The organism is Nannocystis sp. RBIL2, from assembly GCF_026626745.1.
GTDB lineage: Bacteria > Myxococcota_A > Polyangia > Nannocystales > Nannocystaceae > Nannocystis.
In genome coordinates this window covers 2,315,250-2,338,063 of record NZ_JAPNJW010000002.1, presented here as the reverse complement: position 1 = coordinate 2,338,063, position 22,814 = coordinate 2,315,250, and the positions used below count along the sequence as shown (strand labels likewise).

The 22,814-nt window shown below is 71.8% G+C and carries 20 protein-coding genes; 11 read left to right on the top strand and 9 right to left on the bottom strand.

Going from position 1 to position 22,814, the window contains the following annotated elements:
• Positions 1-242: 242 nt before the first annotated feature.
• On the bottom strand, positions 243-2,258 hold the full coding sequence (locus OV090_RS34400) for a hypothetical protein (protein WP_267708925.1): 2,016 nt from the start codon (positions 2,256-2,258) through the stop codon (positions 243-245).
• A 56-nt stretch (positions 2,259-2,314) separates the two neighbouring features.
• Between OV090_RS34400 and OV090_RS34395 the strand changes: the two genes are divergently transcribed.
• A complete protein-coding gene (locus OV090_RS34395) occupies positions 2,315-2,620 on the top strand; it encodes a S24/S26 family peptidase (protein WP_267708924.1) in 306 nt (101 codons plus the stop codon).
• 21 nt (positions 2,621-2,641) lie between these two features.
• Positions 2,642-3,085 carry a hypothetical protein gene (locus tag OV090_RS34390; protein WP_267708923.1) on the top strand — a complete coding sequence of 148 codons (444 nt, stop codon included), beginning with the start codon at positions 2,642-2,644 and terminating at the stop codon, positions 3,083-3,085.
• Positions 3,086-3,159: 74 nt separating this feature from the next.
• On the opposite strand, the gene OV090_RS34385 is transcribed toward OV090_RS34390, so the two are convergent.
• Entirely contained in the window at positions 3,160-3,960 is an 801-nt protein-coding gene (locus tag OV090_RS34385; RefSeq protein ID WP_267708922.1) for an enoyl-CoA hydratase-related protein, read from the bottom strand.
• A gap of 79 nt (positions 3,961-4,039) precedes the next feature.
• Between OV090_RS34385 and OV090_RS34380 the strand changes: the two genes are divergently transcribed.
• Positions 4,040-4,402 carry a DoxX family protein gene (locus OV090_RS34380; RefSeq protein ID WP_267708921.1) on the top strand — a complete coding sequence of 121 codons (363 nt, stop codon included), beginning with the start codon at positions 4,040-4,042 and terminating at the stop codon, positions 4,400-4,402.
• Between the two features lie 13 nt (positions 4,403-4,415).
• Here OV090_RS34380 and OV090_RS34375 read toward each other — a convergent pair whose 3' ends face one another.
• A complete protein-coding gene (locus OV090_RS34375) occupies positions 4,416-5,132 on the bottom strand; it encodes a hypothetical protein (protein WP_267708920.1) in 717 nt (238 codons plus the stop codon).
• Between the two features lie 493 nt (positions 5,133-5,625).
• Between OV090_RS34375 and OV090_RS34370 the strand changes: the two genes are divergently transcribed.
• From OV090_RS34370 to OV090_RS34360, 3 genes are read left to right on the top strand one after another with little or no spacing between them, the layout of a single operon-like run.
• Positions 5,626-7,050, top strand: coding sequence for a cytochrome P450 (locus OV090_RS34370; protein WP_267708919.1), 1,425 nt, complete (start codon positions 5,626-5,628; stop codon positions 7,048-7,050).
• A gap of 10 nt (positions 7,051-7,060) precedes the next feature.
• Positions 7,061-7,588, top strand: a complete 528-nt coding sequence (locus OV090_RS34365; RefSeq protein WP_267708918.1) for an emopamil-binding family protein — start codon at positions 7,061-7,063, stop codon at positions 7,586-7,588.
• A 2-nt stretch (positions 7,589-7,590) separates the two neighbouring features.
• Positions 7,591-8,703 carry an aromatic ring-hydroxylating dioxygenase subunit alpha gene (locus OV090_RS34360; RefSeq protein ID WP_267708917.1) on the top strand — a complete coding sequence of 371 codons (1,113 nt, stop codon included), beginning with the start codon at positions 7,591-7,593 and terminating at the stop codon, positions 8,701-8,703.
• Between the two features lie 242 nt (positions 8,704-8,945).
• On the opposite strand, the gene OV090_RS34355 is transcribed toward OV090_RS34360, so the two are convergent.
• The gene (locus OV090_RS34355; protein WP_267708916.1) at positions 8,946-10,007 is read right to left on the bottom strand and encodes an ADYC domain-containing protein; all 1,062 of its coding nucleotides are present in this window, start codon (positions 10,005-10,007) and stop codon (positions 8,946-8,948) included.
• A 243-nt stretch (positions 10,008-10,250) separates the two neighbouring features.
• Entirely contained in the window at positions 10,251-10,913 is a 663-nt protein-coding gene (locus tag OV090_RS34350; protein WP_267708915.1) for a hypothetical protein, read from the bottom strand.
• A gap of 261 nt (positions 10,914-11,174) precedes the next feature.
• On the opposite strand from OV090_RS34350, the gene OV090_RS34345 reads away from it, so the two are divergent.
• The gene (locus tag OV090_RS34345) at positions 11,175-11,645 is read left to right on the top strand and encodes a hypothetical protein (RefSeq protein ID WP_267708914.1); all 471 of its coding nucleotides are present in this window, start codon (positions 11,175-11,177) and stop codon (positions 11,643-11,645) included.
• A 216-nt stretch (positions 11,646-11,861) separates the two neighbouring features.
• Positions 11,862-12,464, top strand: coding sequence for a hypothetical protein (locus tag OV090_RS34340; RefSeq protein ID WP_267708913.1), 603 nt, complete (start codon positions 11,862-11,864; stop codon positions 12,462-12,464).
• Between the two features lie 63 nt (positions 12,465-12,527).
• Here OV090_RS34340 and OV090_RS34335 read toward each other — a convergent pair whose 3' ends face one another.
• Both OV090_RS34335 and OV090_RS34330 read right to left on the bottom strand, forming a co-directional pair.
• Positions 12,528-12,917 (bottom strand): VOC family protein, encoded by a 390-nt coding sequence (locus OV090_RS34335; protein ID WP_267708912.1) that lies wholly within the window; start codon positions 12,915-12,917, stop codon positions 12,528-12,530.
• A 60-nt stretch (positions 12,918-12,977) separates the two neighbouring features.
• On the bottom strand, positions 12,978-13,406 hold the full coding sequence (locus tag OV090_RS34330; RefSeq protein ID WP_267708911.1) for a helix-turn-helix transcriptional regulator: 429 nt from the start codon (positions 13,404-13,406) through the stop codon (positions 12,978-12,980).
• A 440-nt stretch (positions 13,407-13,846) separates the two neighbouring features.
• Here OV090_RS34330 and OV090_RS34325 point away from each other — a divergent pair, with 440 nt between their 5' ends.
• Positions 13,847-15,397, top strand: a complete 1,551-nt coding sequence (locus OV090_RS34325) for a sporulation protein (RefSeq protein WP_267708910.1) — start codon at positions 13,847-13,849, stop codon at positions 15,395-15,397.
• A gap of 171 nt (positions 15,398-15,568) precedes the next feature.
• Here the strand turns inward: OV090_RS34325 and OV090_RS34320 are convergent, their stop codons facing one another.
• Both OV090_RS34320 and OV090_RS34315 read right to left on the bottom strand, forming a co-directional pair.
• Positions 15,569-17,272, bottom strand: coding sequence for a proprotein convertase P-domain-containing protein (locus tag OV090_RS34320; protein WP_267708909.1), 1,704 nt, complete (start codon positions 17,270-17,272; stop codon positions 15,569-15,571).
• Between the two features lie 234 nt (positions 17,273-17,506).
• Positions 17,507-20,464, bottom strand: a complete 2,958-nt coding sequence (locus OV090_RS34315; RefSeq protein ID WP_267708908.1) for a serine/threonine-protein kinase — start codon at positions 20,462-20,464, stop codon at positions 17,507-17,509.
• Between the two features lie 129 nt (positions 20,465-20,593).
• On the opposite strand from OV090_RS34315, the gene OV090_RS34310 reads away from it, so the two are divergent.
• Entirely contained in the window at positions 20,594-21,346 is a 753-nt protein-coding gene (locus tag OV090_RS34310) for a hypothetical protein (protein ID WP_267708907.1), read from the top strand.
• An 85-nt stretch (positions 21,347-21,431) separates the two neighbouring features.
• Positions 21,432-22,718, top strand: a complete 1,287-nt coding sequence (locus tag OV090_RS34305; protein WP_267708906.1) for a sigma-70 family RNA polymerase sigma factor — start codon at positions 21,432-21,434, stop codon at positions 22,716-22,718.
• The last annotated feature ends 96 nt before the right edge of the window (positions 22,719-22,814 follow it).

The following is a 22,814-nucleotide window of genomic DNA, read 5'->3' as shown; positions in this document are numbered from 1 at the left end:
GTCGACGCGCGCTGCGTCATCGCCGCGCGGCTTTCGCCCCGTGCACCTCGCGCGGACGCGGGCGATCGCCGTCGCGCCACGATTACGAATGGGCGCGTGCAGCGAGCTGCAGGTGTGGTCGCATTTCCGACAGACGGTGACGTCGACGACGGGGACGGGCCCGGCGCGTCTGCGGACCGGGGGCGTGGCTGTCGCATCGGGCATGTCGTTTAGGGCATGACCCAACGGTCATGTCCTCGCGGTCATGTCCTTTGGAGAAGGGCCGGGATGGGCGGCGGCGGCGGCTCGGCGCGCAGGTCGGCGAGCTGGGCGTCGTCCAGGCCGAGCTCGCGCAGGCGCGCGTCGGGCTGGGCCAGGGCGGCGGCCAGAGTGCCGTGGTGGGCCAGCAGGAGGTCGGCGAGCTCGCGCGGGAGCGACTCGGGCAGCGCCAGCGCGGGCGCCAGCGGGCGCAGGTCGAGCTGCGCGAGCAGCAGGCCGTGGGCGACGTCGACGACGTGAAGGCCGTCGCGGTTGACGAGCAGCAGGCGGTCGCCCGTGAGGTCGAAGGCGGCGCACTCGATCACGGCCCCGGTGAACTCGAGCGCGACCCGGCCCTCGCGCCGCAGCTGGCCGCCGGGCAGGAGGGTCCGCCACTCGCCGCGCGGGCGGGCGATGGCGATGCCGGCGCCGACCTGGTCGTCGAGCTCGTCGTATTCGTCCTCGCGCTCGGGTCCGATCAGCGCCATGGCCCGGACACCCTCGCCGGGCAGCTCGCGCATGTGGCTGAGCATCAGGACGGCGACGCCGCGCTCGGTGTCGAGGATGGCGCCGTCGTCGGGGCTCGAGGTCATCCAGACGTAGCGGTGGTCGGGGCTGCGCGCCCACTCGTCGGGGCGATCGCCCGAGCAGTCCTCGGCGCCCGGGGCCCCTCGCTGGCCGCGCCAGTCGGTCAGCCAGGCGTCCTCGGGCTCGCCCTTCTCGACGAAGATCGCGGGCAGGTGATCCGGGTACGGTCCGTCGAGCCATGTCCCGGAGGCCAGGTCGAGCGCGTACAGGCCGCGCAGGATCGCGGGGTCTTCAAGGTCGAGCTGGCGCCCGTACTTGGCGCCGAACAGGGCCCAGTCGCCACTCACGCCGAGCAATTTCGCCTCGGTCGCGGGCCTGGTCCACAGGACATGTCCCGTGGGCCAGTGGACGAGCAGCATGAGGTAGCCGAGCTGGAGCAGGGCGCGGTCGCCGTCGGCGAGGACGCAGGCGCGCGGGACCTCGGGGCGGTGCGGGGCGCGGTGGTGGACGTAGCGATCGTGGGCGTCGCTTACCTCGGGCGCGCCGGCGAGGCAGAAGCGGTAGAGGGTGCCGGGGACGTGGTCCTCGTCCTCGCCGCGCAGCGGGGCGGGGAGCCAGCCCGACAGCGGGCGGGGGGCGCGGGCGGGGTCGCCGGGCGGGCGCGCGAGCAGGTCGAGCATCGCCTCGAAGGCCTGCTGGGCGTCGGCGCATTCGCGGTCGAGGATGATCTTGGGGGCGTCGAGCTCGACCAGACGGGTGCCGCGGAGGGCCCGGCTGGTGAGCGCACTGATCGCCTCGTTGTCGCGGCCGACCCGGTCCGACCACAGGGCGCGGAACCAGCGATCTTCGTGGGGGTGGGGCTCGTGGTACAGCGGGCGCTCGCCCGGCGGCGGCACCGGGACGCTGGTGAGCACGAGGTCCGCGGGCGTCAGGCCGGCGGCCGCGAGCTCGGGATCGTCGAGTGCGGCGAGGCGGCGGCGCACGGCCCGGACGCCTGTCTCGTAGGACATGTCGTCGTCCCAGTCGATCGCGGGGTCGTCCTGGGCGACGAGCCGGCCGTCGGCGAGGATGACCGCGTCGGCGTGGAGGACGGCGCGGAGCTGGTCGGGCGAGAGGCCGATCAGGGCGGCGATCCGAGGCGCCAGCGCAGGGTGGACCAGGCCGAACGGGGCATCGACGTGGGCGACGAGGCGCTCGCGCAGCGGCTCGTCGGTGCACAGGACGTGGCAGCGCTCGCAGGTCTCGCCGCGGTGCTCGGGGCCGACGAGCCGGCAGCAGCGGCAGCGCAGCGGCTCGAGCGTGCCGAACAGCCGCGGGCACCACGGGCCGCCCTCGATCGGGCGGCGGAACTCGAGCATCGCCGAGCTCGTGAGCGCGCCGTTCGAGCGCGCGCGTAGCTCGGCGGCGGCGCGCAGGAGGGCGACGGGGCCGGCCGCCAGCGCGGGGGCGAAGTAGGCGTCGAGCAGGACGCGCAGGTCGGGCGGGGCCGGCATGCCGCGGAGGATACGCAGATGCGCGCGGCGACGAAAGCGGGCATCCTCGGCGCCTCATGGGCTGGGCCCGTTATCACATTGAAAAATTGCGCGCGGGCACGACGGTCAAGTTCCGACCGCACGGTCACTCGATGCGGCCGCGGATCAAGTCGGGGGAGCTCTGCACGGTCGAACCGGTCGACCTGGACAGGCTCGAGGTCGGCGACGTGGTGCTGTGCACGATCCGCGGGGCCGACTATCTGCACATCGTCAAGGCGATCGCCGAGGACGGGCGCTACCAGATCGGCAACAACCACGGCAAGATCAACGGCTGGATCGGCAAGCACGCGATCTTCGGGCGATTGGTGGGTGTCGAGCCGTGACGGCTGGTTTATCCTGAGCTCATGCCCGGCTCGCTCGTGATGCTTCGCCTCGCTCTGGTTGCGTTCGCCCTGACCGCCGCGTGCGGCCCCGGGACCGACGGCACGAGCGCTACCACCGGAACGACGACGGAGGCGGGCACGACCGCCCCGGGGACGACGACGGGGAGCAGCACGGTCGGGACGACGACGGGGAGCAGCACGACCGGGACGCCGACGACGAACGCGGCGACCACGGAGGACGAGAACCCGTGCGGCTGCGCCGACGGCGATGTGTGCGTCCAGCAGTTCGACGGCGTCTGCACGCTGCTGTCCACCAAGTGCCTGCCCGACCCGGGCGGGTGCGTCCCCGGGTATCCGTGCGCCGAGGCGTGCCAGCCGTTCTGCGAGGGCGACCACAAGGACGCGTGCAACAACAGCGACTGCCCCGAGGAGATCGAGGGGGCAGTGCACTGTTTCGGTTTTTGAGCAGGCCGACGGGACATGCCCTGCAAGACATGCCCCATGGAGCATGCTCTCCGGGACATGCCCCGAGGTCCACGTCACTCGCCGGTGAAGCGGGGGGGGCGGCGCTCGAGCATGGCGGCGACGGCCTCGCGGTGGTCGGCGGTGGTCTGGGCCACGCCCTGGTAGGTGGCGGCGAGCTCGAGGGCGGCGTCGAGGCCGACGTCGTGGCTGCGGTAGGCGGCGCGCTTGGTCAGGCGGAGGGCGACGGGGGGCAGGGCGGCGAGCTCGGAGGCGAGGGCGCGGGCGGCCGGGAGCAGCTCGTCGGGCTCGACGACGCGGTGGACGAGGCCGATCCGCAGGGCCTCGTCGCAGTCGATGACGCGGGCGGTGAGCATGAGCTCGAGCGCTCGGGAGAAGCCGATCGCGCGGGCCAGGAAGTAGGCGCCGCCGTCGCCGGGGACGAGGCCGACCTTGACGAAGGTCGAGCCGAACTGGGCCCCGCGAGCCGCGAGCCGCAGATCGCACATGCACGCGAGGTCGAGGCCGGCGCCGATCGCCGGGCCGTTGAGGGCGGCCACGATCGGCTTGTCGGCCAGCGCGAGGCGGCGGGAGATCCGCTGGATCCCGTCGATGTATTGCCGGCGCAGCTCGGCGGCCCCGCCGGCGAACATGCCCTCCTTGTTGAGCATCCGCTTGAGGTCGCCGCCGGCGGAGAAGGCCGGGCCGGCGCCGGTGAGGATCACGCAGCGCACCGCGTCGTCGCGCTCGGCGAGGTCGATCGCGTGGACGAGGCTCTCGACCATCGCCTCGCTGTAGGCGTTGCGCGCGGCCGGGCGGTCGAGGGTGACGAGGGCGGTCGCACCCTCGAGGTCGTAGCGGACGTCGGTGAGCTCCATGCGCGCGAGGGTAGCCGGAGCCGGGGCGTCGCTGGTGTGCGGCGCGCGGCGATCTGTCACACTGCGCGGCGTGTCGGCGATGAAGCGGGTGCTCCTGGTGGTGCTGGCGGCGCTGCTGCTGGCGGCGGGGATCGGTCACTTCGTGATCCCGGACCGGTTCATGGCGATCATGCCGCCGTACCTGCCGTGGCACTACGAGCTGGTGCTGCTCACGGGGGTGCTGGAGATCGCCGGCGGGCTCGGGCTCCTGATCCCGCGCACGCGCAAGGCGGCCGCGTGGGGCGTGTTCTGGCTGCTGCTGGCGATGTGGCCGGCCAACATCCACCACGCGATGGCACAGGTGCAGGTCGAGGGGCTGCCGGCGTCCCAGGCGGCCCTGTGGGTGCGCGTGCCGCTGCAGCTGGTGCTGCTGGCGTGGGCGTGGTGGTACACGCGCGATTGATCGCGGGGGCTGGTCAGGGGAACACCAACTCGAGGGCGGTGGCGGCCGGGTAGTCGAGCTGGGCCTCGGCGAGGCGCTGGACGCCCGCGGGCTGGCCCGCGAGCACGCACCAGCCCTCGGCGTCGGCGGTGCACGTGCATGCATCGCCGCACTCGCCCACTGCGCTGGTGGCGAAGGCGACGATGTCGAGCCGCGCGGGCGCGACCTGGCGGCGCGCGAGGCAAGTCATGAAGCCGCAGAATTGCTCGACGCAGGCGGACGGGACCGGCGAGGCCTCGAAGTGGTCGCCCGCCCAGACGAGCTCGAGGCGGCCGTCTGGATCGAGCTGGATGATCTCGTCGTTGCCGCAGCCGTCGTCGCAGCCGCACTGCAGCGCCGCGGTGGCGCACGCCTCGCAGGCGAGGGCGTGCGTGTGCAGCTGGGAGCCGCCCTCGGGCGCCACCGAGAACGGCTGGCCGCCGCAGCCGTCGTCGACCACGAGGAAGATCGGCGCGGCGCCGCCGTTGCGCAGGGTCAGCGTGACCGCGGGGCCGATGTCGAGGTCGGACGGATCGGCGCAGACGTCCGGCTCGCCCGTGGTGGTGGGGGTCGGCGGGTCGGTGTCGCTCGTGCCGGACGTCGTCGGGCCGGAGGAAGAAGAGGTGTCCGCGGTGGTCTCGCTCTTGTCGCCGCCGCAAGCGGCGAGCGCGAGGCCGAGGAAGAGGGTGCGTGGGAAGCCAAGCGATGTCATGAGCGCCCAACGTACCGCGTCGGCGCGACGCGAAGTACTCATGCCGGTCCGCCGCCTGCGTGCGGCCGACGTGGAGGACGAGGGTCCACGCCGGCGCGAACGAATCGGCGCCGACCCGCAGGGACCAGGACCACTCGGTGACGATCGGCGCGATCGAGGCCTCCGCACGGCAGTGTGGCCCCGATCACGATCGTGGGCGTGAGGATGAACAGGCCAGAACGTCGAGGACGTGGTGTCTGCGGCGGCCGTCGGGCTGGGGAAAGCCCTGAACGAGCGCGCCCGGGAGCACGCGCGGTTGTCCTCGGGTCGAGGAAGAACCCGGCGTAGGTGGCCGTGGCTCCCGCGACGCGTTCGGACGTCACGTCACCGAGCGCCGCGACGGCGGCCTCCATCGCTGGCGAGGACCGCCTGCGTCCGCGGCGAAGACGCGTGAAGTTCTCTCACAGGCGGCGCGCGGGCGCGGGCGTGGGGGCTTGCGGTAGCTTGCCCCTCGATGTTCACGGTCCCCGAACACGTGCGTCAGACGGCGACGACGTTGCTGTCGACGCTGAAACCCCTCCCGCTCGACACCCCCAACCTGCCGCCCATGTTGCCGGGCGGGCTGCCGTTCGTCGGCCACGCGTCCGAGCTGCGCTCGAACCCGGTGGCGATGGTGCAGCGCGGGCGCGACATGTTCGGCGACATCTTCTGCGTGCGCCTGCCGGGCACGCTCGGCGTGGTGATGACGGGCCACGCGGCGCAGGAGAAGTACTTCCGCTTCCGCGACGACGAGGTCAGCCAGCGCGAGGCGTACCAGCTGATGACGCCGGTGTTCGGCAAGGGCATCGCCTACGACGCCGAGCCGCAGATCATGAAGGAGCAGCTCGGCTTCTTCCACGGGGCGCTGCGCGAGTCCCGGCTGCGCACCTACACCGACGGCTTCATCGCCGAGTCGGAGCATTTCTTCGGCCAGTGGGGGCAGACCGGCGAGGTCAACATGCTCGAGGTCGGCAACGAGGTGACGCTCTACACCTCGACGCGCTGCCTGCTGGGCGACAAGATGCGGTTCAAGCTCAGCAAGGAGTTCTCCGAGCTGTACGCCGACCTCGAGGGCGGGATCAACGTGATCTCGTTCTTCGCGCCGTACCTGCCGCTGCCGGCGATGCGCCGGCGCGACAAGGCCCGCGTCAAGATGGTCGAGCTGATCGAGAAGATCGTCGCCGAGCGGCGCTCCGACCCGCACGGCCACGAGGACATCCTGCAGACGCTGGTCGAGTCGAACTACGCCGACGGGCGCAAGCTGACGGTCGACGAGATCACGGGGCTCATCCTGACGATCATGTTCGCCGGTCACCACACCAGCGGCGTGACGTTCTCGTGGATCGCGGTGCTGCTGGCCCAGCACCCGCACATCTTCCGCCGCCTGGTCGCCGAGCAGCGCGAGATCCTCGGCGACCGCGAGCGCATCACCTACGACGACCTGCAGAAGATGAAGCTGCTCGAGGCCACCATCAAGGAGGCCCTCCGCCTGTACCCGCCGATCATCCTGGTGATGCGGCGCGTGCTCAAGGCGTTCGACTTCCAGGGCAAGCACGTGCCCGAGGGCAGCATGATCATCGCCTCGCCGGCGGCCGGTCAGCGCGTGCCGGACATCTTCCCCGAGCCGCACCGCTTCGACCCCGATCGCTTCATGCCGGGCCGCGAGGAGGACAAGCGCTGGCCCTACGGCCACATCGCGTTCGGGGCCGGGCGCCACCGCTGCATGGGCATCGTGTTCGCCCAGCTGCAGCTGCGCGCGCTGTGGAGCCACCTGCTGCGCAACTTCGAGTTCGACCTGCTCGACCCGAGCTACCCGGTCGACTACACCAACCTGATCGTCGGCCCGCGCCCGCCGTGCCGGATCCGCTACCGCCGGGTCCAGCAGTCCGCGGGGGCATGACCGAAAGGACATGGCGGCCGTGACAGGTCACGAGGGACATGTCCCGATGCGCTGGATCGACCGCGTCCTGCTGGTGTTCGCGCTCAGCTTCTGCAGCACGTCGCTGCTGTTCGACCGCCTGGCCGCCATCGAGCCGGGGCCGATGGCGCCGGCGGACAGCGGGCTCAAGGGCTTCCTCTACTGGTGGGGCAGCACCTACGACCCGCTGATCGTGCTGAACCCGCTGTGGCTGCAGATCGCGTCGGGGGTGTCGGCCTTCGTGTTCGGCCCGTTCTACGCGGTGCTGGCGGTCGCGCTGGTGCGCCGGCGCGAGTGGATCCGCTGGCCGGCGATCATCTACGCGTCGGTGATGCTGTACTCGATGGTGATCTTCCTCGGGGTGCACACCTTCGGTGAGCCGCGGCCGACGGTGCCGTGGCTGGTGGCGCTGCTGTACGCGCCTTATGTGCTCTTCCCGCTCGCGCTGCTGCGGCGCATGCTGCCGCGGCGCGGGCCCGCGGGCGAGGTCCGCCCGCTGTTCGAGACAGGACGAGGATGACGATGACGGACACCCTGCACACGATCGGCCGCGCGCCGCCGCCGAACTTCGAAGAGGCGCGCAACAAGCGGCAGAAGGTCCGCGCCGCCGGGCTCGACCCCAACCACTGGTACGCGGTGGAGTACGCGCGCGCGGTGCCGCCGGGCAAGGTGGTCGAGGTGACGTTCTGGCGCCGCTCGGTCGCGGTGTTCCGCGGCGAGGACGGGGCCCTGCGCGCGATCGACAACCGCTGCGCGCACCGGCAGCTCAAGCTGTCGGGCGGGCGCGTGGAGGGCTGCAACGTGGTGTGCCCGTACCACGGCTGGGAGTACGGCGGCGACGGCAAGCTGTGCAAGGTGCCGCACGAGCTGTTCGGCAAGCCGCTGCCGAAGATCGAGCTGCGCCACTACCCGGTGCGCGAGCGCTACGGGCTGGTGTGGGTGTTCTTCGGCGATCCGGCGCGGGCCGACGCGACGCCGATGCCGGAGATCCCGGAGCTCGACGGGCCGAAGCCGTGGGCCAAGCTGCTGGTGGACTTCACGTGGAAGGCTCACCACTCGATGATCATCGACAACGTCAGCGACTTCACCCACGCGTACCTGCACCGGCGGTTCCGCCCGTTCACGGACTCGACGCTGACGGACCTGCGCGTCGAGGGCGACCGCGTCTACGTGTCGTACGACACGAAGGTGGCCGACGGGCCGCTGATGAAGCACTTCGTCGATCGCAAGCGCACCAACATCAATGCGATGACGCTCTGCTATCAATACCCGTACCAGTGGTCGGACACCGACGGGAAGATCAAGGACTGGTGCTTCTGCCTGCCGATCGACGAGCAGACCACCCGCGCGTTCTTCCTGTTCTACTTCGACGGCTTCAAGCTCCCGGGGCTCCCGCTGCAGATGCCGCGGCAGGTGATGGAGCCGGTGCTCGAGATCGCCAAGCACGTGGTGTTCAAGCCGCTGCTCGAGGAGGACGGCGTCGCCGTCGAGGCCGAGCAGGACGGCTACAACCGCCACTGGCAGGCGCCCATCGCCGAGCTGAACCCGGCGGTCCACGCATTCCAGGCGCTGACGATCCGCAAATGGGAAGAGTACCTGGCGTCGTCCTCGGGCCGGCTGGCCGAGGCGCGCTGAGGCGGCGGCGGACGCGACCCGGTGCGCGTCCCATGAGTGCGGGCCGGATCACGTCGCCGGCACTCGGGCCCTCGCAAGGTCGAGGGACGGGGCCGGCGCGGCCCGCTCGGGTCGCATGATTCGTCCGCGGTAGGCGAAGGCCTCACCCGCGGGCGCGGGCGTGGGCAGCGTCGACCGGTGCGCAATCGCGCGACATGTCCCCGGGGACATGTCGGCGCAATCGGGCCGGCGCGAGGTGCGGCTCAGTCGTCGCTGTCGTCCTCGTCGTCGTCGCTGTCGTTGTCGTGGCTGTTGCACTGCTGCGGCTGGTCGCCCCACTTGTCGCAGAAGCGGTTGGCGACCAGGCCGCCGCGGCTGCTCGGGAGGGTGCCGCACGAGCTGAAGTCGTCGAGCGCATCGAGACAGGCCGGGTAGTCGTAGGGGACGCCGGCGTCGTCGTACAGCTTGAGGCGCATCATGTCGCCCACGCAGACGGCGCCGTTGGGGCCCCACTCGGCCTCGGGGCCCCAATTCGAGCGGCTCAGGGTCGCGGGGGCCTGGAGCCGCGGGGCCAGCTTGTCGAAGATGTCGATCGGGGTGCCCGTGAAGGTGTGCGCCGTGCCGTCGCCGCAGTAGTCGGCGCGGGCCATTCGCGTACAGGCCTGGTGATGGTTCGCCAGCGAGGTCGTGCCCACCTTGGCCCAGGGGCGGTAGCCCCACTCGACACACTTGGCGAGCACCGCGTCGCGGCAGGCGAAGGTGACGACGGTGGCGTCGGCGACGCGCGCGCCGGTGGCGAGGTCCCAGTAGTTGGCGAGCGGGATGGCCTGGGTCGGCTGGCCCAGGTGGTCGAAGCAGAGGCTCTCCCAATTTGGGTCACCGGGGGCCTGGATCGAGACTTCGTAGAACCAGACGTCGCCGGTCGGAGCGGCGGGGTTCTTGAAAATGTCGTCGAAGCGCATCTGCCAGGTGGCGCCGTCGATGTCGAGGTCGATGACGGCGCCGACGAGCTGCGCGCCCGTGAACGTCTGCGAGGTGCCGTTCACCACGCCGGTGGCAGAGAGGACGCTGCCGTTGAGGTTGAGGCCGTTGAGGTTGATGCCGTTCATGCGCATGCCGTTCATGCGCATGCCGTTCAGCGTGGTGCCATTCATGCGCATGCCGTTCATGCGCATGCCGTTGAGCACCGCCGTGTTGAGCGCCGGAGCGTTATTGACCTGGTCGCGCAAGGCGACGGCCGGGTCCGCTTCCTGCGCCACGCCGTCGCACGCGCCGACGGCACAAAGCCCCACCACCCACATCGAAAATCCGCGGGACGACGTCATCGTACGACTCCTGTTCCACGCTGCATGATCGTGGTCGTCTGCTCGTGCAAGTCGGCGTCGCGGCTCCGGGATCGCCGCCGGAGCGCTGCCGTCGAGGTCGCCGCGGTCGCGAGAGGATGAGCTGTCGCGCGGTTCATCGGCGAGTCCACGACCCAATTGCCAGCAGGGCTCGCGGATGTTGGCACAATTCGAATCACGGCGCGCGTGAGAGATCCGGACGGCCGCAAATGCGAGGTGGCGCCCTCATTCCACGACGAACGGGACCTCGACTGCGCCGAATTCCTCGCCGGTGCCGCCGTCGACGAGGCGCGCGACGAATTCGATGCGACGCGCGTCCTCGACGTGCTCGAAGTAGAGATAGCCGGTGATCCGGCCGCCGGGGCTGAGGACGCCCTCGGGGAGGGCTTTCTCGACCATGTCGCCGGACGGCAGGGCGACGCGCTGGAAGGCGGGGTTGTAACTGTCGTAATAGGCGCCGCGGTACGGGAAGGGGCCGCCCCAGACCGACCAGCCGGGGTACCAGGGCGAGAGGTACGGCGCGACGCCGAATCCCGCCGCGGGATAGGCCGTGTCGACGGGGGCGTAGACGGTGTCGTGAATCTGAAACGGGGGCAGGGCGGCGTAATACACCCCGCCGGGAGAGACCAGGCTGAAGTGCTCGTAGCGCAGCTCGAGGGCGCGCCCGCCCCGGTTGGTGAGGGTGACGAGCAGCGGGGTGACGGCGCCTTCGAGGTCGGGCGGGAATCCGCGCCAGGCGTTGGCGACTGCGATGACCTCGACGCCGGCCTCGTCCGCGACCGCGGCGTCGCGCAGGCCCGGGACGCGCCGGGCCTCGGGCGCAGGCACGAGGGTGCCGGCGCATCCGAGGAGCACGGCGAACGGCAAGAGGCGGAGGCAGGCGAACATGGCGGACAGAGCGTGCGAGGCCCGCTGCCGCGGCGCACACGGCGGACGGAGCGGTGCGAGCGGACGCAGGCGCGTGACGAGCCGGGGAGGGCCGCATCGCCGGAGCGGTTCGAGAGTCGCCGCCGCAGCGGCCAGGCTCGTGCAGGGGCGAGGCGCCAGGCTCGCGCGGGGCGAGCGCGAACCGGCACGGCGGCGAGCGAGCGGCGGTCCGTCCGCTCGCGCGAGCTGTTAGTGTCGGCCCGAACGCCGAGGAGACCTGTGATGGGAGACGAGCTTCAAATCATCCCCGGCCGCAGCATCGGCCCGTTTCGCCTCGGCGAGCCGGGCGAGCCGCAGGTCGCGCTCCTGGAGGGCGAGCGCACGGTCGAGATGCGTGGGGCGATGCGCGTGGTCCTCACGCGGGACGTCAGCCTGTTCATCGAAGACGGGGTGGTCACGCAGGTGGGGATCCACGAGGAGCACCCGGCCTGCACCGCGGAGGGGCTGCGGCTCGGCATGACGCTGGGCCAGGTGCAGGGCCGGCTGTTGGCGGATCCGGTCGACGAGGTGCTGCTGCTCGCGGGCGTCGCGGGGCTGTGCTTCTCGACCGACGAGGGGCTCGAGCGCGCCGCGACCGCGAACCTCGAGCGCGGGGAGCCGGTGGTGTTGTCGAGCACGGACCGGATCTCGTGGATCGGGGTCATCCTGCCCGAGAACGACAGCCCCGAGGCGGTGCCGGTGCGGCTGAAGTGATCCGAGCGGCGAGATGTCCTTCGGGACATGTGTTGACATTCGTGCGATCGGCCGCGCGCTCCTGGGGGACAGGGGGTGGGACGTGAGGGTCGAGCTCGCGCAGGCCGCCCGGTGGGGCGAGGGCCGCGCGGGAGGGTCGGTTCGCGAGATCGCACGAGGATCGAGGGGCGAAAATCGCCGGACCGCGCGGGCCGGCGCGCAGCCTACAATGGCGCGGTGAGCGAGGCATCGACGGCGAGTGATTGGCGGCGGCGGCACGCGCTCGGCTTGCCGGCCGGGAGCGTGCGCGCCTTGCTGGCCCTGGGCGTGGTCGGGACGGTGTGCGGGCTGCTGGTGCGGGCGCCCGACGAGCCGCCGCCGGAGGCGCTGGAGAGCCTGCTGTTCGTGGTGCTCGGGCATTACTTCGCGGCCCGGGCCCAGGCGTCCGCCGACAAATCCGACGGGCCGCCGCCGCTGTGGCTGCCGCGCGGTTCGATCCGGCTGCTGCTGATCGCGGGCCTCGTCGGCGTCGGGGTGGTGGTGATGCGCCAGGAGGGCGCGGCGGCGCAGCGCGGGGTGGTGACTCTGGCGCTGGCGGCCGCGTTCGTGCTCGGGCTGCTGCTCACGCGGGTGACGCGGTGGCTGCAGCGGCGCATCGGCGGATCGTCGCGTGTCCTCGAGGACATGCGGGCGATCGTCGGCCTGGTGGCCGTCGGGGCGCTGGCGATCCACGCGTTCTTCCACGTGCTGCCCGATCCGGCCACGGTCGGGGTCGGCCGGCTCGGCCTCGAGCAAGGGCTGGCGGCGCTGGTCGGGTTCTACTTCGGCTCGCGGTCGTGACCGCTGCGGGCGAGGCTCGCCCCTGGCCGCGGCGTGGCGACCAGGGGCGTGTCGGCGCGTCGGCTACGGCTTCGGCTGGTAGAGCTGGATCAGGTTGCCGCAGGTGTCGGCGAAGATCGCCACGAAGACCTGGCCGGCGTCGGTCGGCTCCATCGTGAATGCGACGCCGTGCTTCTTCAGCCGCTCGTACTCGGCGTGGATGTCGTCGACCTCGAACGCGGTCAGCGGAATGCCCTGGCGGAACAATTCTTCCTGGTACGTCTTCGCGACGGGGTTCGCGTTCGGCTCGAGCGAGAGCTCGACGTCGGCGTGGCCGTCCGGCGAGACGACGGTCAGCCAGCGGAACTCGCCGACCGGGATCTCCTTGCTCTTCTTGAAGCCGAGCACCTCCGTGTAGAAGCGCAGCGCCTTGTCCTGGTTGTCGACGAAGATACTGTTGAGCTTGATGCGCATGAGGACCTCTGGGGGAATCGGCACGCGGGCCGTACCGCGCGAGTGTGACGACTTCGCAGCTCAGTGCTTCTTGAAAATTGCGGAGGCCGCCTCGCCGCACATCAGCAGCAGGCAGCCGGGGATCAGCGCCGGCGGCAGCGTCCCCACGCGCGAGGGCACTTGCCAGCGCCGGCGGTAGTGCGACGGAGGGACGCCGACGCGGCGCGCGAACAGGTCGCTGAAGCTGCCGAGGCTCTCGAAGCCGACCTCGAAGCAGACGTCGGTGACGGAGTGATTGCCGCGCGCCAGAAGATGCTTGGCACGCTCGATGCGCGCGTCGATGCGGAACTGATGCGGCGTCGCGCCGAACACCGCGGCGAACTGGCGGATGAAGTGATACGGCGAGAGCCCGGCCTCGCGGGCGATGTCGGCGATCGGGGCCCGGCCTTCGGTCTCCCGCAGGCGGTCGCGGGCGCGGCACAGGCGGATCAGCGCATCGTGGGTCAGCATGGACGGAGGCTCTGCGGTGGCGTGGTTTTGAGTGTAGCGCCGCGACTTGAGGTGCGCTGCCGCATGGACAGGGCCCGGAGGATAGCCGGGCATGAGAGCGACGTCCGCGGCGCGGCGAGGCCGGCGGCGTTCGCAGCGCGGGGACATGGCGGTCACTCCCGCTTCGCCGCGGGTCCATGTCCGGGGAGCTGCTGGCGGCCCGGGCCGTCGTGGGCCGGACCGACGGCGACGTGATCCTCGGCCACGTGCTGGCTGTCCAGGGCCGATCTGCCGGCGACGTGGACGCGAGCGGGGTCGGGAGGACTACGGAGTTGCGGCGAAACATCGTCTCACCGGCATCTTCGGCGGGAGGGCGGGACGGCGGAGGCCCGGCGGTGCGGTGAATCGACACCGGGCCGTCACGGGCGCCCGAGGTCGCGGTGATACCATCCCCGCCACGCATGGGACTGCTCAACAAACTCTTCGGTGGTGGAACACAGCTCGATCTCAAGCTCGACCTCGACAAGGTACCGCCCGGCGGCACCGTGGCCGGCTCGTTGACGCTGACCGGCGGCAAGAAGCCGCTCAAGCTGACGGCGCTCAAGGTCGACATCGTGTCGGTGTTGGTGCAGTCGAAGGAGGGCAGCTCGCTGCCGTCGATCGACATCAAGGTGCTGTCGAGCAACATCGTCGCGCAGGACCGCGACCTCGCGCCGGGCAGCCTCAACAAGTTCGAGTTCCGCTACAAAATCCCCGAGGACGCCAAGCCGGACGCGACCTACAAGATCATGGCGTCGGCGGACATCCCGGGGGTCAAGGACCCGTCGGCCGAGGCGCCGCTGACGGTGCTCGGCGGCGGCCGGGGTCTGTTCGGCGCGGTCAAGTCGATGCTCGGCGGCGGTGACAGCGAGAACGTGGTGCTCGAGCGGTTCCCCGGGCTCACGTCGCACGACACCGACGAGCTGGAGAACGCGCTGCACGAGCTGCAGTGCGAGGCGTACGACCGCGACAACAACTTCACCGGGATCCACAAGTTCCTGCTCAAGCTGGTCGAGACGCACCGCGAGGACGGGGTCCGGCGCGCGGCGCTGTCGGCGTGGGGCACGGTGCTCGACAACCGGGCCAAGCCGGAGCACATCAAGGCGCTCGAGACCCTGGCCGGGCGCGACCTGCCGTCGTACCTGATGGAGGAGGTCGTGTCGGTGGCGGCCAAGTTCGCCGAGGAGGGCGGCCTGCCGCTGGTGCAGCAGCTGGCGCGGCACCCGGCGCCCGAGGTGCGGGCGCGCCTGGCGACGGCGCTGTACCTCGACGCCGATCACGACCTGCAGGGCCGGCGCGAGCTGATCCTGCAGCTGTGCCAGGACGGCGACGTGTCGGTGCGGGCCAACGCGTTCGGGGCCACCGCGAGCCTGGTCGAGCAGCTCGACGTGATGCAGTGGGTGGCGAGCTGGGCCGCGCAAGATCCGTCGCCGGAGGTCCAGGCGCAGTGCCTGTCGGCGATCGCCCTGGCGCACAACTACGGCGGCGCCGACCTGGTGTTCGACACGTACCTGCAGCACGCGCAGGGCAACCCGAGCGCCGACGTGCGCAAGGAGATCACCGAGCGGCTGCACTGGCTGCCGACCGATCCGCGCCTGACGCAGCTGGTGACGACGCTGCTGTCCGACCGCTCATCGGAGGTCCGGCGCTCGATGGCGTGGCAGGGCTGCAATATGGAGGAGCACCCGGAGCTCGGGCAGCTGTTCGTGCACACGGCAGTGAACGACCCCGACGACGCCGTCCGCGCCGACGCGCTGCGCGGGATCGACAAGTTCATGCCGCTGCCCGAGGCGGTGCAGTTCCTGCGCCAGCGCCTGGCGGCCGACCGCAACGAGAAGGCGTTCTGGGCGGCCCTCAACGCGGTCGAGGGCCACATGCCGGCGCGCGAGGCCCAGGCGCTGCTGCAGGAGATCGCCCGCGGGCCGTTCTCGTCGGCCGGCGAGCGCGCGCGCGAGGTGCTCGCGGGCGAGTAGCCGGACCGCCGGGACATGTCCCGGCGGACCGGGCGGAAAGGACAGGTCCTTGGGGACCTGTCCCTTTGCACATGTGATCACGAGCGGCCGGCGCCGCCGGGTCCGAGAAAGCGCGAAGGCCCGGGCGCGCGGGGCGGCCGGGCCTTCGGGGCAGGTGACCTGGCCGATGGGTCAGGGCATCGGGTCGTACTTGACGCGGCTGATGGCGAGCTTGATCGAGTCGATGACGCCGGCGTCGTTGATGTTGGAGTCGGAGACGCACAGGCGCCAGCTGCCGGCGGCGGCGTCGCCGTAGAAGTCGCCGAAGTTCATGCCGGGGCCCGAGCCTGGGTTCGGGGCCCACTCGCACGGGTCGATGTTGTCGTCCTTGCAGATGACCTGGTTGGTGTTGACGAGCGCCTTGCCGAGGTCCTCGGCGGTGTTGGCGGCGCCGTCGCGGAAGAGGATCGGGAAGTCCTTGGACAGGTTGGCGCTGTCGCCGCAGCAACCGCTGCCGTTGTCGTTCATGTCGACGAGGCCGGGGCGGCTGACGAGGGTGAGGAGCTTGTCGTCGGGGCTGATGAGCTTGACGGTGACGTCGCCGACCCAGTTGTGGTTGATGCCGAGGGTGACCTCGATGTCGCGCACGTAGTTGATCGGGTCGTCGGGGACCTCGAGCTCGACGCAGGTCATGGTGTCGAGGGTGCCGTCGTAGATCTCGTCGACCACCACGGCGCCGAGCGCGGTGGCCTCGACGACCTCGAGCTTCTGCGCCGTCGGGCAGTCGTTCTTCGACTCGAGCATGACGATGTCCTCGCACATGGCCCCGAGCACGGCCAGGATGGCGTCCTGGTCGGGCTGGGCGACCATGGCGGTGTTCATGGCGGTGACGAGGTCGCCGACCAGCGCGCCGAAGTCGGTGATGTCGATGCCCATCATGTCGTTGCTGTCGGTCAGGCCCTCGTGCGAGCTGACCATGTCCTTGCACGGGTTGGCCGCGCCGACGCCCGGATCGGCGGGCGCGGGGGCGTCGACCTCCTCGCCGTACCTGCTCGGGCCGTCGATGCCGCCGACCTGGCGCGTGAGACAGGTGTTGAGGCGGGGGTAGTCGGCGGCGCCGAAGAAGCCGTTGATCGCGGGGTTCAGGGCGACGTTGTCGAGGAACGAGCCCGCCTCGCCCGAGGCGCCGATGAGGGCGCGGATCGCCGGCTTGCGGCCGACCCGCTGGTAGACGGTCAGGTTGCTCTCGGCGTCCTCGACGATGTCGCCCTCCATCGCGGCGAGCTCGGACAGGATGGCGTCCTTGTCGCCGTCGCCGAGGTCGGGGTGGTTGGCCTGGTGGGCGTCGAGGGCGGTCGCGAAGTCGGCGGCGAAGTCGGCGAAGTCGAGGGCCGAGATGCCGAGGCCGGCGTGGGCGGCCTGCATGTCGAGGCAGTCGTACTCGACGCCGGCGCAGCCGGCCAGGGCGCCGATCTGCTTGTCGAGACAGGCGCCGAGGTTGCCGCCGTCGACGCCGCTGTTGAGGAAGTAGGCGTTGATCTTGTCGTCGACGAGGACCTCGTTCACCGCGGCCCCGACCAGCTCGGCGACGCCGTCCTTGCCGCCGAGCGCGACGCACAGGGGGCCGTCGACTTCGCCGGTGGTGGTGGTGGTGGTGGTGGTGCTGGTCTCGGTGGTCGGGCCCTCGGTGGTGGTCGGCCCGGTGGTCGTGGTGGTGCTGGTCGGCGGATCGGTGGTGGTGGGCGGCTGCGAGGTCCCCGGCGGCTCTTCGGTCGTGCTCGTCCCCGTGGTGTCGGTGCCCGTCTCGGTGGTGGTGCCGCCGTTCGAAGGACAGGCGGTGAGGAGGCCGAAGCCGCCGACGAGGGCGAGGGTGGAGCGAAGGTAGTGCGTGTACATGGCGTGCCGATCAGGCCGAAATACGGCCGGGAGTCAGTAAGAAGGCCGCGAGACCAGGTCGGACAAACTTACCCCCGCGAGCGACGGGTGAGAAGCCGACGGCCGATCCGTCGTTGCGCTGACGCGCGTGTTTTGGGGGCTCAAGGCCGCGAGCCGCACTCGCCGACGTCGTCGACTGGCCGATCCGACCTGTCCTTTCAGTGTGGTCATTCGGGACAGGTAGGGGCAGGTCGATCACTGCCGCGCAGGCGGACCGGTCCGCGAGGACAGGTCGTGCACGGCGGCCAGGGCTCGCACTGCGGCGGTCTTCTTGGCCTCGGCGGCGCGGCGCAGCTCGGGCTCGGCGAGCAACAGGAGCGCGAGGCGGCGCTTGCCGTCGACGCCGGCGCCGGGCAGCACGCGCGCCAGAGTGGCGCGGATGATCGCGGACTCCTCGGCGTCCGCGGCGCCGCCAATGCGGGCGTCGAGATCGGCGACGGCGCGCTCGGCGGCCTCTCGCGCGTCGGCGCCGCGACCGAGCGCGAGCAGGGCCTGGGCCCGCAGCGCGTGCAGGTACGGCACCGGCGGCTGGATCGGCGGCTCGCCCGGAGAGCTGGCGATCAGCCGCTCGGCCTCCTTCAGCGCGGCCGCCGGATCGCCGAGCCACAGCGCGACCTCGACGAGGTTGCGCTCGACGATCCGCGCGTACACGTGCTCGGGTCCGAAGCGCTGACGATACAGCTCGAGCGCCTCGCGGTAGTGCTCGCGCGCGCCGGTCAGGTCGCCGCGCATGTCGGCGAGCATGGCGAGGTCGTTGTGCAGGGTGGCCCGGTGCATGGCGTCGACGTCGGGCTGGTCGCGGTAGATCGCGAGGGCCTCGTCGTAGCGGGCCTGGGCGCCGTCGAGGTCGCCGCGCATGGCGGCGAGCTCGGCGAGGATCCGGCCGGACTCGGCCAGGGCGACGTTGCCTCGCGGCAAGGTCCGCTGGCGCACCGCGTGGGCCTCGCGCGCGAGCGCCTCGGCGCGGTCGAGGTCGTCGCGCTCGAGCGCGAGGGTGGCGGCGTGGCACAGCACGCTGGCGGTGACCGGGTGGGCCCGGCCGTAGGCCCGCTCGTGGGCCGCGATGGCGCGATCGAAGGTCCGCTGGGCCTCGTCGAGGGCGCCCTGGCGGTTGTGGATCAGCGCGAGGCTGTGCAGCGCGTCGGCGATGTTGTGGGCGTTGCCGGGGTCGTCGCGCTCGTAGAGGGTCAGGGCGCGCAGCGCCGGGGCGAGGGCCTCGTCGTAGCGGCCGAGCAGGCGCAGGCCGTTGGCGACGCCGAGGTCGAGGCGGGCGCGCAGCGACACGTCGTCGCCGGCGCGGACGATCGCGGCCTCGGCGGCGAGGCGCGTGGCGTCGAGGCGGACTGCGTCGGGCTTGTGGGTGCCGACGAGGTAGACGAGGTCGGTCCAGGCGGTCGCGGCGGTGGGGTCGTCGCGCCCGCGGGCGGCGGCCGCGATCGCGGCGGCGAGTGATTCGGCGCTGACGTCGTGACGCGCCAGGCGCCGCTGGATCCGCGCCCGCACCCGCAGCGCCTCGGCCTCGAGCGGGGCGTAGGCGAGGGCGGTGGCCTCGTTGACGGCCAGCAGCGCGAGCTCGAAGGCGCGGGTGTAGTCGCCGGCCAGCTCCTGCGCGCCGGCGTCGTCGAGGCGAGCCTCGACTGCGGCGACCTTGGTCGAGTCGTCGGGCGGCGGGACGACGCTGTCGAGGGCGTCGGTGACGGCGCAGGTGGACAGGTCACCGAGCAGCGAGGCGGCCTCGGGGGCGTGCTCGATCGTGCCGGCGCCGGCGTGCGCGAGGCCGTCGCTGAGGGCCTTGAAGCGGCCGAGGTGGCGGTTCAAGCAGCGGGTGCGGAGGTCGAGCAGGCGCTCGGACTGCTCGCCGTAGATGTGCGTGGCGGCGCAGGCGTCGTGGTGGGCCTCCGACCAGTCGTCGGCGTAGGCCGAGAGGGCCTTGTGGACGCTCTGCCAGGCGTCGGCGGCGTAGGGGGCGCCCGAGGCGAGGAAGGCTTGCTCGATCTCGGCGACGCGGGCGGCGTCCCAGATCCCCGCGAGCCGCTGCTCGGCGCCCTGGCACGGGCTCGGGCCGGCATTGCCGGCGAGCCACAGGCCGAGGCCGAGGCCGAGGCCGCCGAGGCCGCCGAGGAGCCAGGCGCCGCGGCGACCGAGGCCGCGCTCGTGGGCGAGGGCGGTCAGCATGGCGTGCATCGACGGCCAGCGGCTGTCGGGGTCGATGGCGAGGCCGCGGACGACGACCTTGCGCAGCCAGTTCGGCACCTGCGATCCGGCAGGGGCGGCCTCGACCTTGCCCTTGACGATCTGGTAGGCGAGGGCCGACAGGCGGCCGCCGCTGAACGGGCGCACGCCGTAGAGCGCCTGGTAGAGGGCGACGGAGAACGAGAACTGATCGCTGAGGGCGTCGGCGGGCTGGCCGAGGTGCTGCTCCGGGGACATGTACGCGGGCGTGCCGATCAGCGCGCCGGTGCGGGTGATGAGCACGTGCTCGGCCTCGTGCTCGCGCGAGCGGGTCGCGGCGGAGGTCGAGGCGGAGGCGATGGCGGCGAGGGCGTCGCTGTCGCCGCCCGACAGGCTCTCGGGAGCCTCGCCGGAGGCGCGCGCGAGGCCGAAGTCGAGGACGCGGGCGCGGCCGTCGTCGCCGATGATGACGTTGTCGGGCTTGAAGTCGCGGTGGACGAGGCCGGCGGCGTGGGCGGCGGCCAGGCCCTCGCCGGCGGAGCGCATGACCGCGAGCACCTCGGGCCAGCGGCGCGGCTGTTCTTTGAGCCAGGCGGTGAGGGTGCGCCCGGCGACGAACTCCATGGCGAGGAAGATGTGCTCGCCGTAGGTGCCGACGTCGTGGACGCCGACGACGCTCGGGTGCGACAGGCGGGCCAGCGACTTGGCCTCGCGCAGCAGGCGGGCGCGGGCGTCGAGGCTGGCGTTGCCGCGCGAGTGCAGCAGCTTGAGGGCGATCTTGCGGTCGAGCTCGGGGTCGAAGGCGCTGTAGACGACGCCCATGGCGCCGGCGCCGAGGCGGCCGAGGATGATGTAGCGGCCGACACATGTCCCGGTGGACAGGTCGTCGACGGCCGCGCCCGCGGCCTGCGGGAGCTCGCCCTCGCGGGTGATCTCGCCGGACACCGAGGTCTCCTGCGAGGGCGTCCGTTCGACCTCCACCGCGCCCGATCTTGCCCGACCGGCCCGGCCGCCTCAATGGGCCCGGGCGCGCCCACGCGCGGCCGGCGACCCGTCGCGGTTCGCAGGCGATGGTCGCCGGGCCCCGCGAGGAGTACCCTGCGGGCGACCATGGTCGACGAACACCTGACGCCCGTGCTCATGGCCTGCAGCGAAGCGGAGCTGGCCGTGCTGATCGAGTTCCTCGGCCGGCCGCCGTCCGGCCTGTTGTGGTTCGACCGCCGGCTCCGCGACCCCCGTTCCTCGCGCGCCGACCGGGTCGCGGCGGTGGTGGAGCGGATCTTGCGGCTCGGCTCGCACAGCGTCCTCGGGCGCACGGGGCCGGGCAAGCAGGCGTACCTGCAGATCGTGTGCGACGCGCTGGTCGAGCTGCGCCTGTCCGAAGAGCCAGCCGCGGACGGGCTCCCCGGGATCGAGCGACGCGTGGTCCGCTACGCGCTCGACGCCAACTTCGACGCGCTGCCGCCGGAGACCCAGCAGGTGCTGCTCGACCGCTTCCGCGCCGGCGACACCTACGCCGAGGGGGTCCGCGACCTCGGGGTGCTGCACGACTTCGTGACGCATACGCAGCCGGAGCGGAAGGCGCTGCAGCCGGGGCACGTGGCGCACGTGGCGACCGACAAGCTGCGCGATCAGGCGGTGGTGCAGGTGCGGCACCGCCTGCTCCGCGCGGGTCTCAAGCTGGTGCTGCGCGGCGCGGCCGGGCCGGTGTATCAGGCGATTCGTCTGTGGGAGTGGGCGGGGCCGGCGTTCCGCTACACGATCCCGGTCATCGTCTACGTCGCGTACCTGCGCGGACACGTCGACGCGGACGCGGCGGCAGCGGCGCCCGGATCCGTGTCACAGGAGCAGGCCCGACCTTGATCGGATGTTGATCGCAGCCGATGCACTCCTGACGCCCGATTGATCGCGCGCCTGCGATCGTGAGCGGCGAACGAAAGGACTGCACATGCTGCGTCAATCGCCGAATGCCGTCGTCACCCCCGCGCCCGCCCGCGAGCCCGTCGACGGCGACGCTTCCGTCTCCGCGGTCAGCGTCGCCGCGGAGGCCGGCAACCTGCTCGCGCCCTACTTCCGCGATCTCGCCGGGGTCGAGGTGATGACCAAGGAAGAGGAGCTCGCGGCCGCGATCCAGATCGCCGAGCTGCGCAAGGGGTTCTGGCGCTCGATCCTGAATTACCCGCCGTTCGTCGACGGGATCTGCGGGCTCGCCACCGAGGTGCTGCCGCCCGAGACCTCCCCGGTGGCGGCGCTGACGGCGATGCGCCAGACGTCGCGCGCGCTGCGTGACCGCGATCTCCTGACGCACCAGAAAGCGTTCGAGGCCGCGCGCGAGGCGCTGGCGGAGCAGATGGGGCTGGCGGACGTCGACAGCGTGGTGTCGGACCAGATCCTCGCCGACCTCGCCAGCGTCGAGCTCGGGGTCGCGTCGGGCCTCAGCATGAAGGTCAAGCTGCCCCGCCGCGGCAGCGCGCCGTTCTTCCAGTACGCGACGGCGGTCCGCCGCGACCACCACGCGCTGGTGCTGGCCAAGAACGCGTTCGTGCGCGCCAACCTGCGCCTCGTCGTCACGATCGCGCGCCGCTACAACCACGGCAAGATGCCGCTGCAGGACCTCATCCAGGAGGGCAACATCGGCTTGATGAAGGCGGTCGATCGCTTCGACCACCGCAAGGGCTTCCGCTTCTCGACCTACGGCTCGTGGTGGATCCGCCACGCGATCAGCCGCTCGATCGCAGACAAGGCGCGCAGCGTGCGGCTGCCGGTCCACATGATCGACGCCTACAACAAGGTCAGCCGCGCGCGGCGCGAGTTCGAGGCGCTGCACGCCCGCCGCCCGACCGACAGCGAGCTGGCGGCGCTCACGGGGGTCAGCACCGAGCGGATCGCGCGCATGCGCTGGTCGCTGGTCGAGGCGCCGATCAGCCTCGACCAACCGCTGTCGGACGACTCCGGGCTGTCGCTGCTCGACGCGGTCGAGGACACCAGCCACGTCGCGCCGGCCGAGCAGATCGACGCCGCGCTGCTGCTGTCGCAGCTGCAGGAGGTGTTCGGCCAGCTCAGCCCGATCGAGGCCGATATCCTGCGCAAGCGGATGGGCATCGGCGAGGAGCCGGAGCTGACGCTGAAGGAGATCGGCGAGCGCTACTCGCTCTCGCGTGAACGGATCCGTCAGCTCCAAGAGCAGGCGCTCACCAAGCTGCGCGGGGAGTTCCGCCGCCGGAACCTGTTGTAGCCGGGGCGGCGGGCGGCCGAATGGACCGGGTGCGGCGCCCGGCCCGCGGGCAGGCCGTTGACCGCGGGCGCCAACCGTTGCACGCTTTCGCCACCC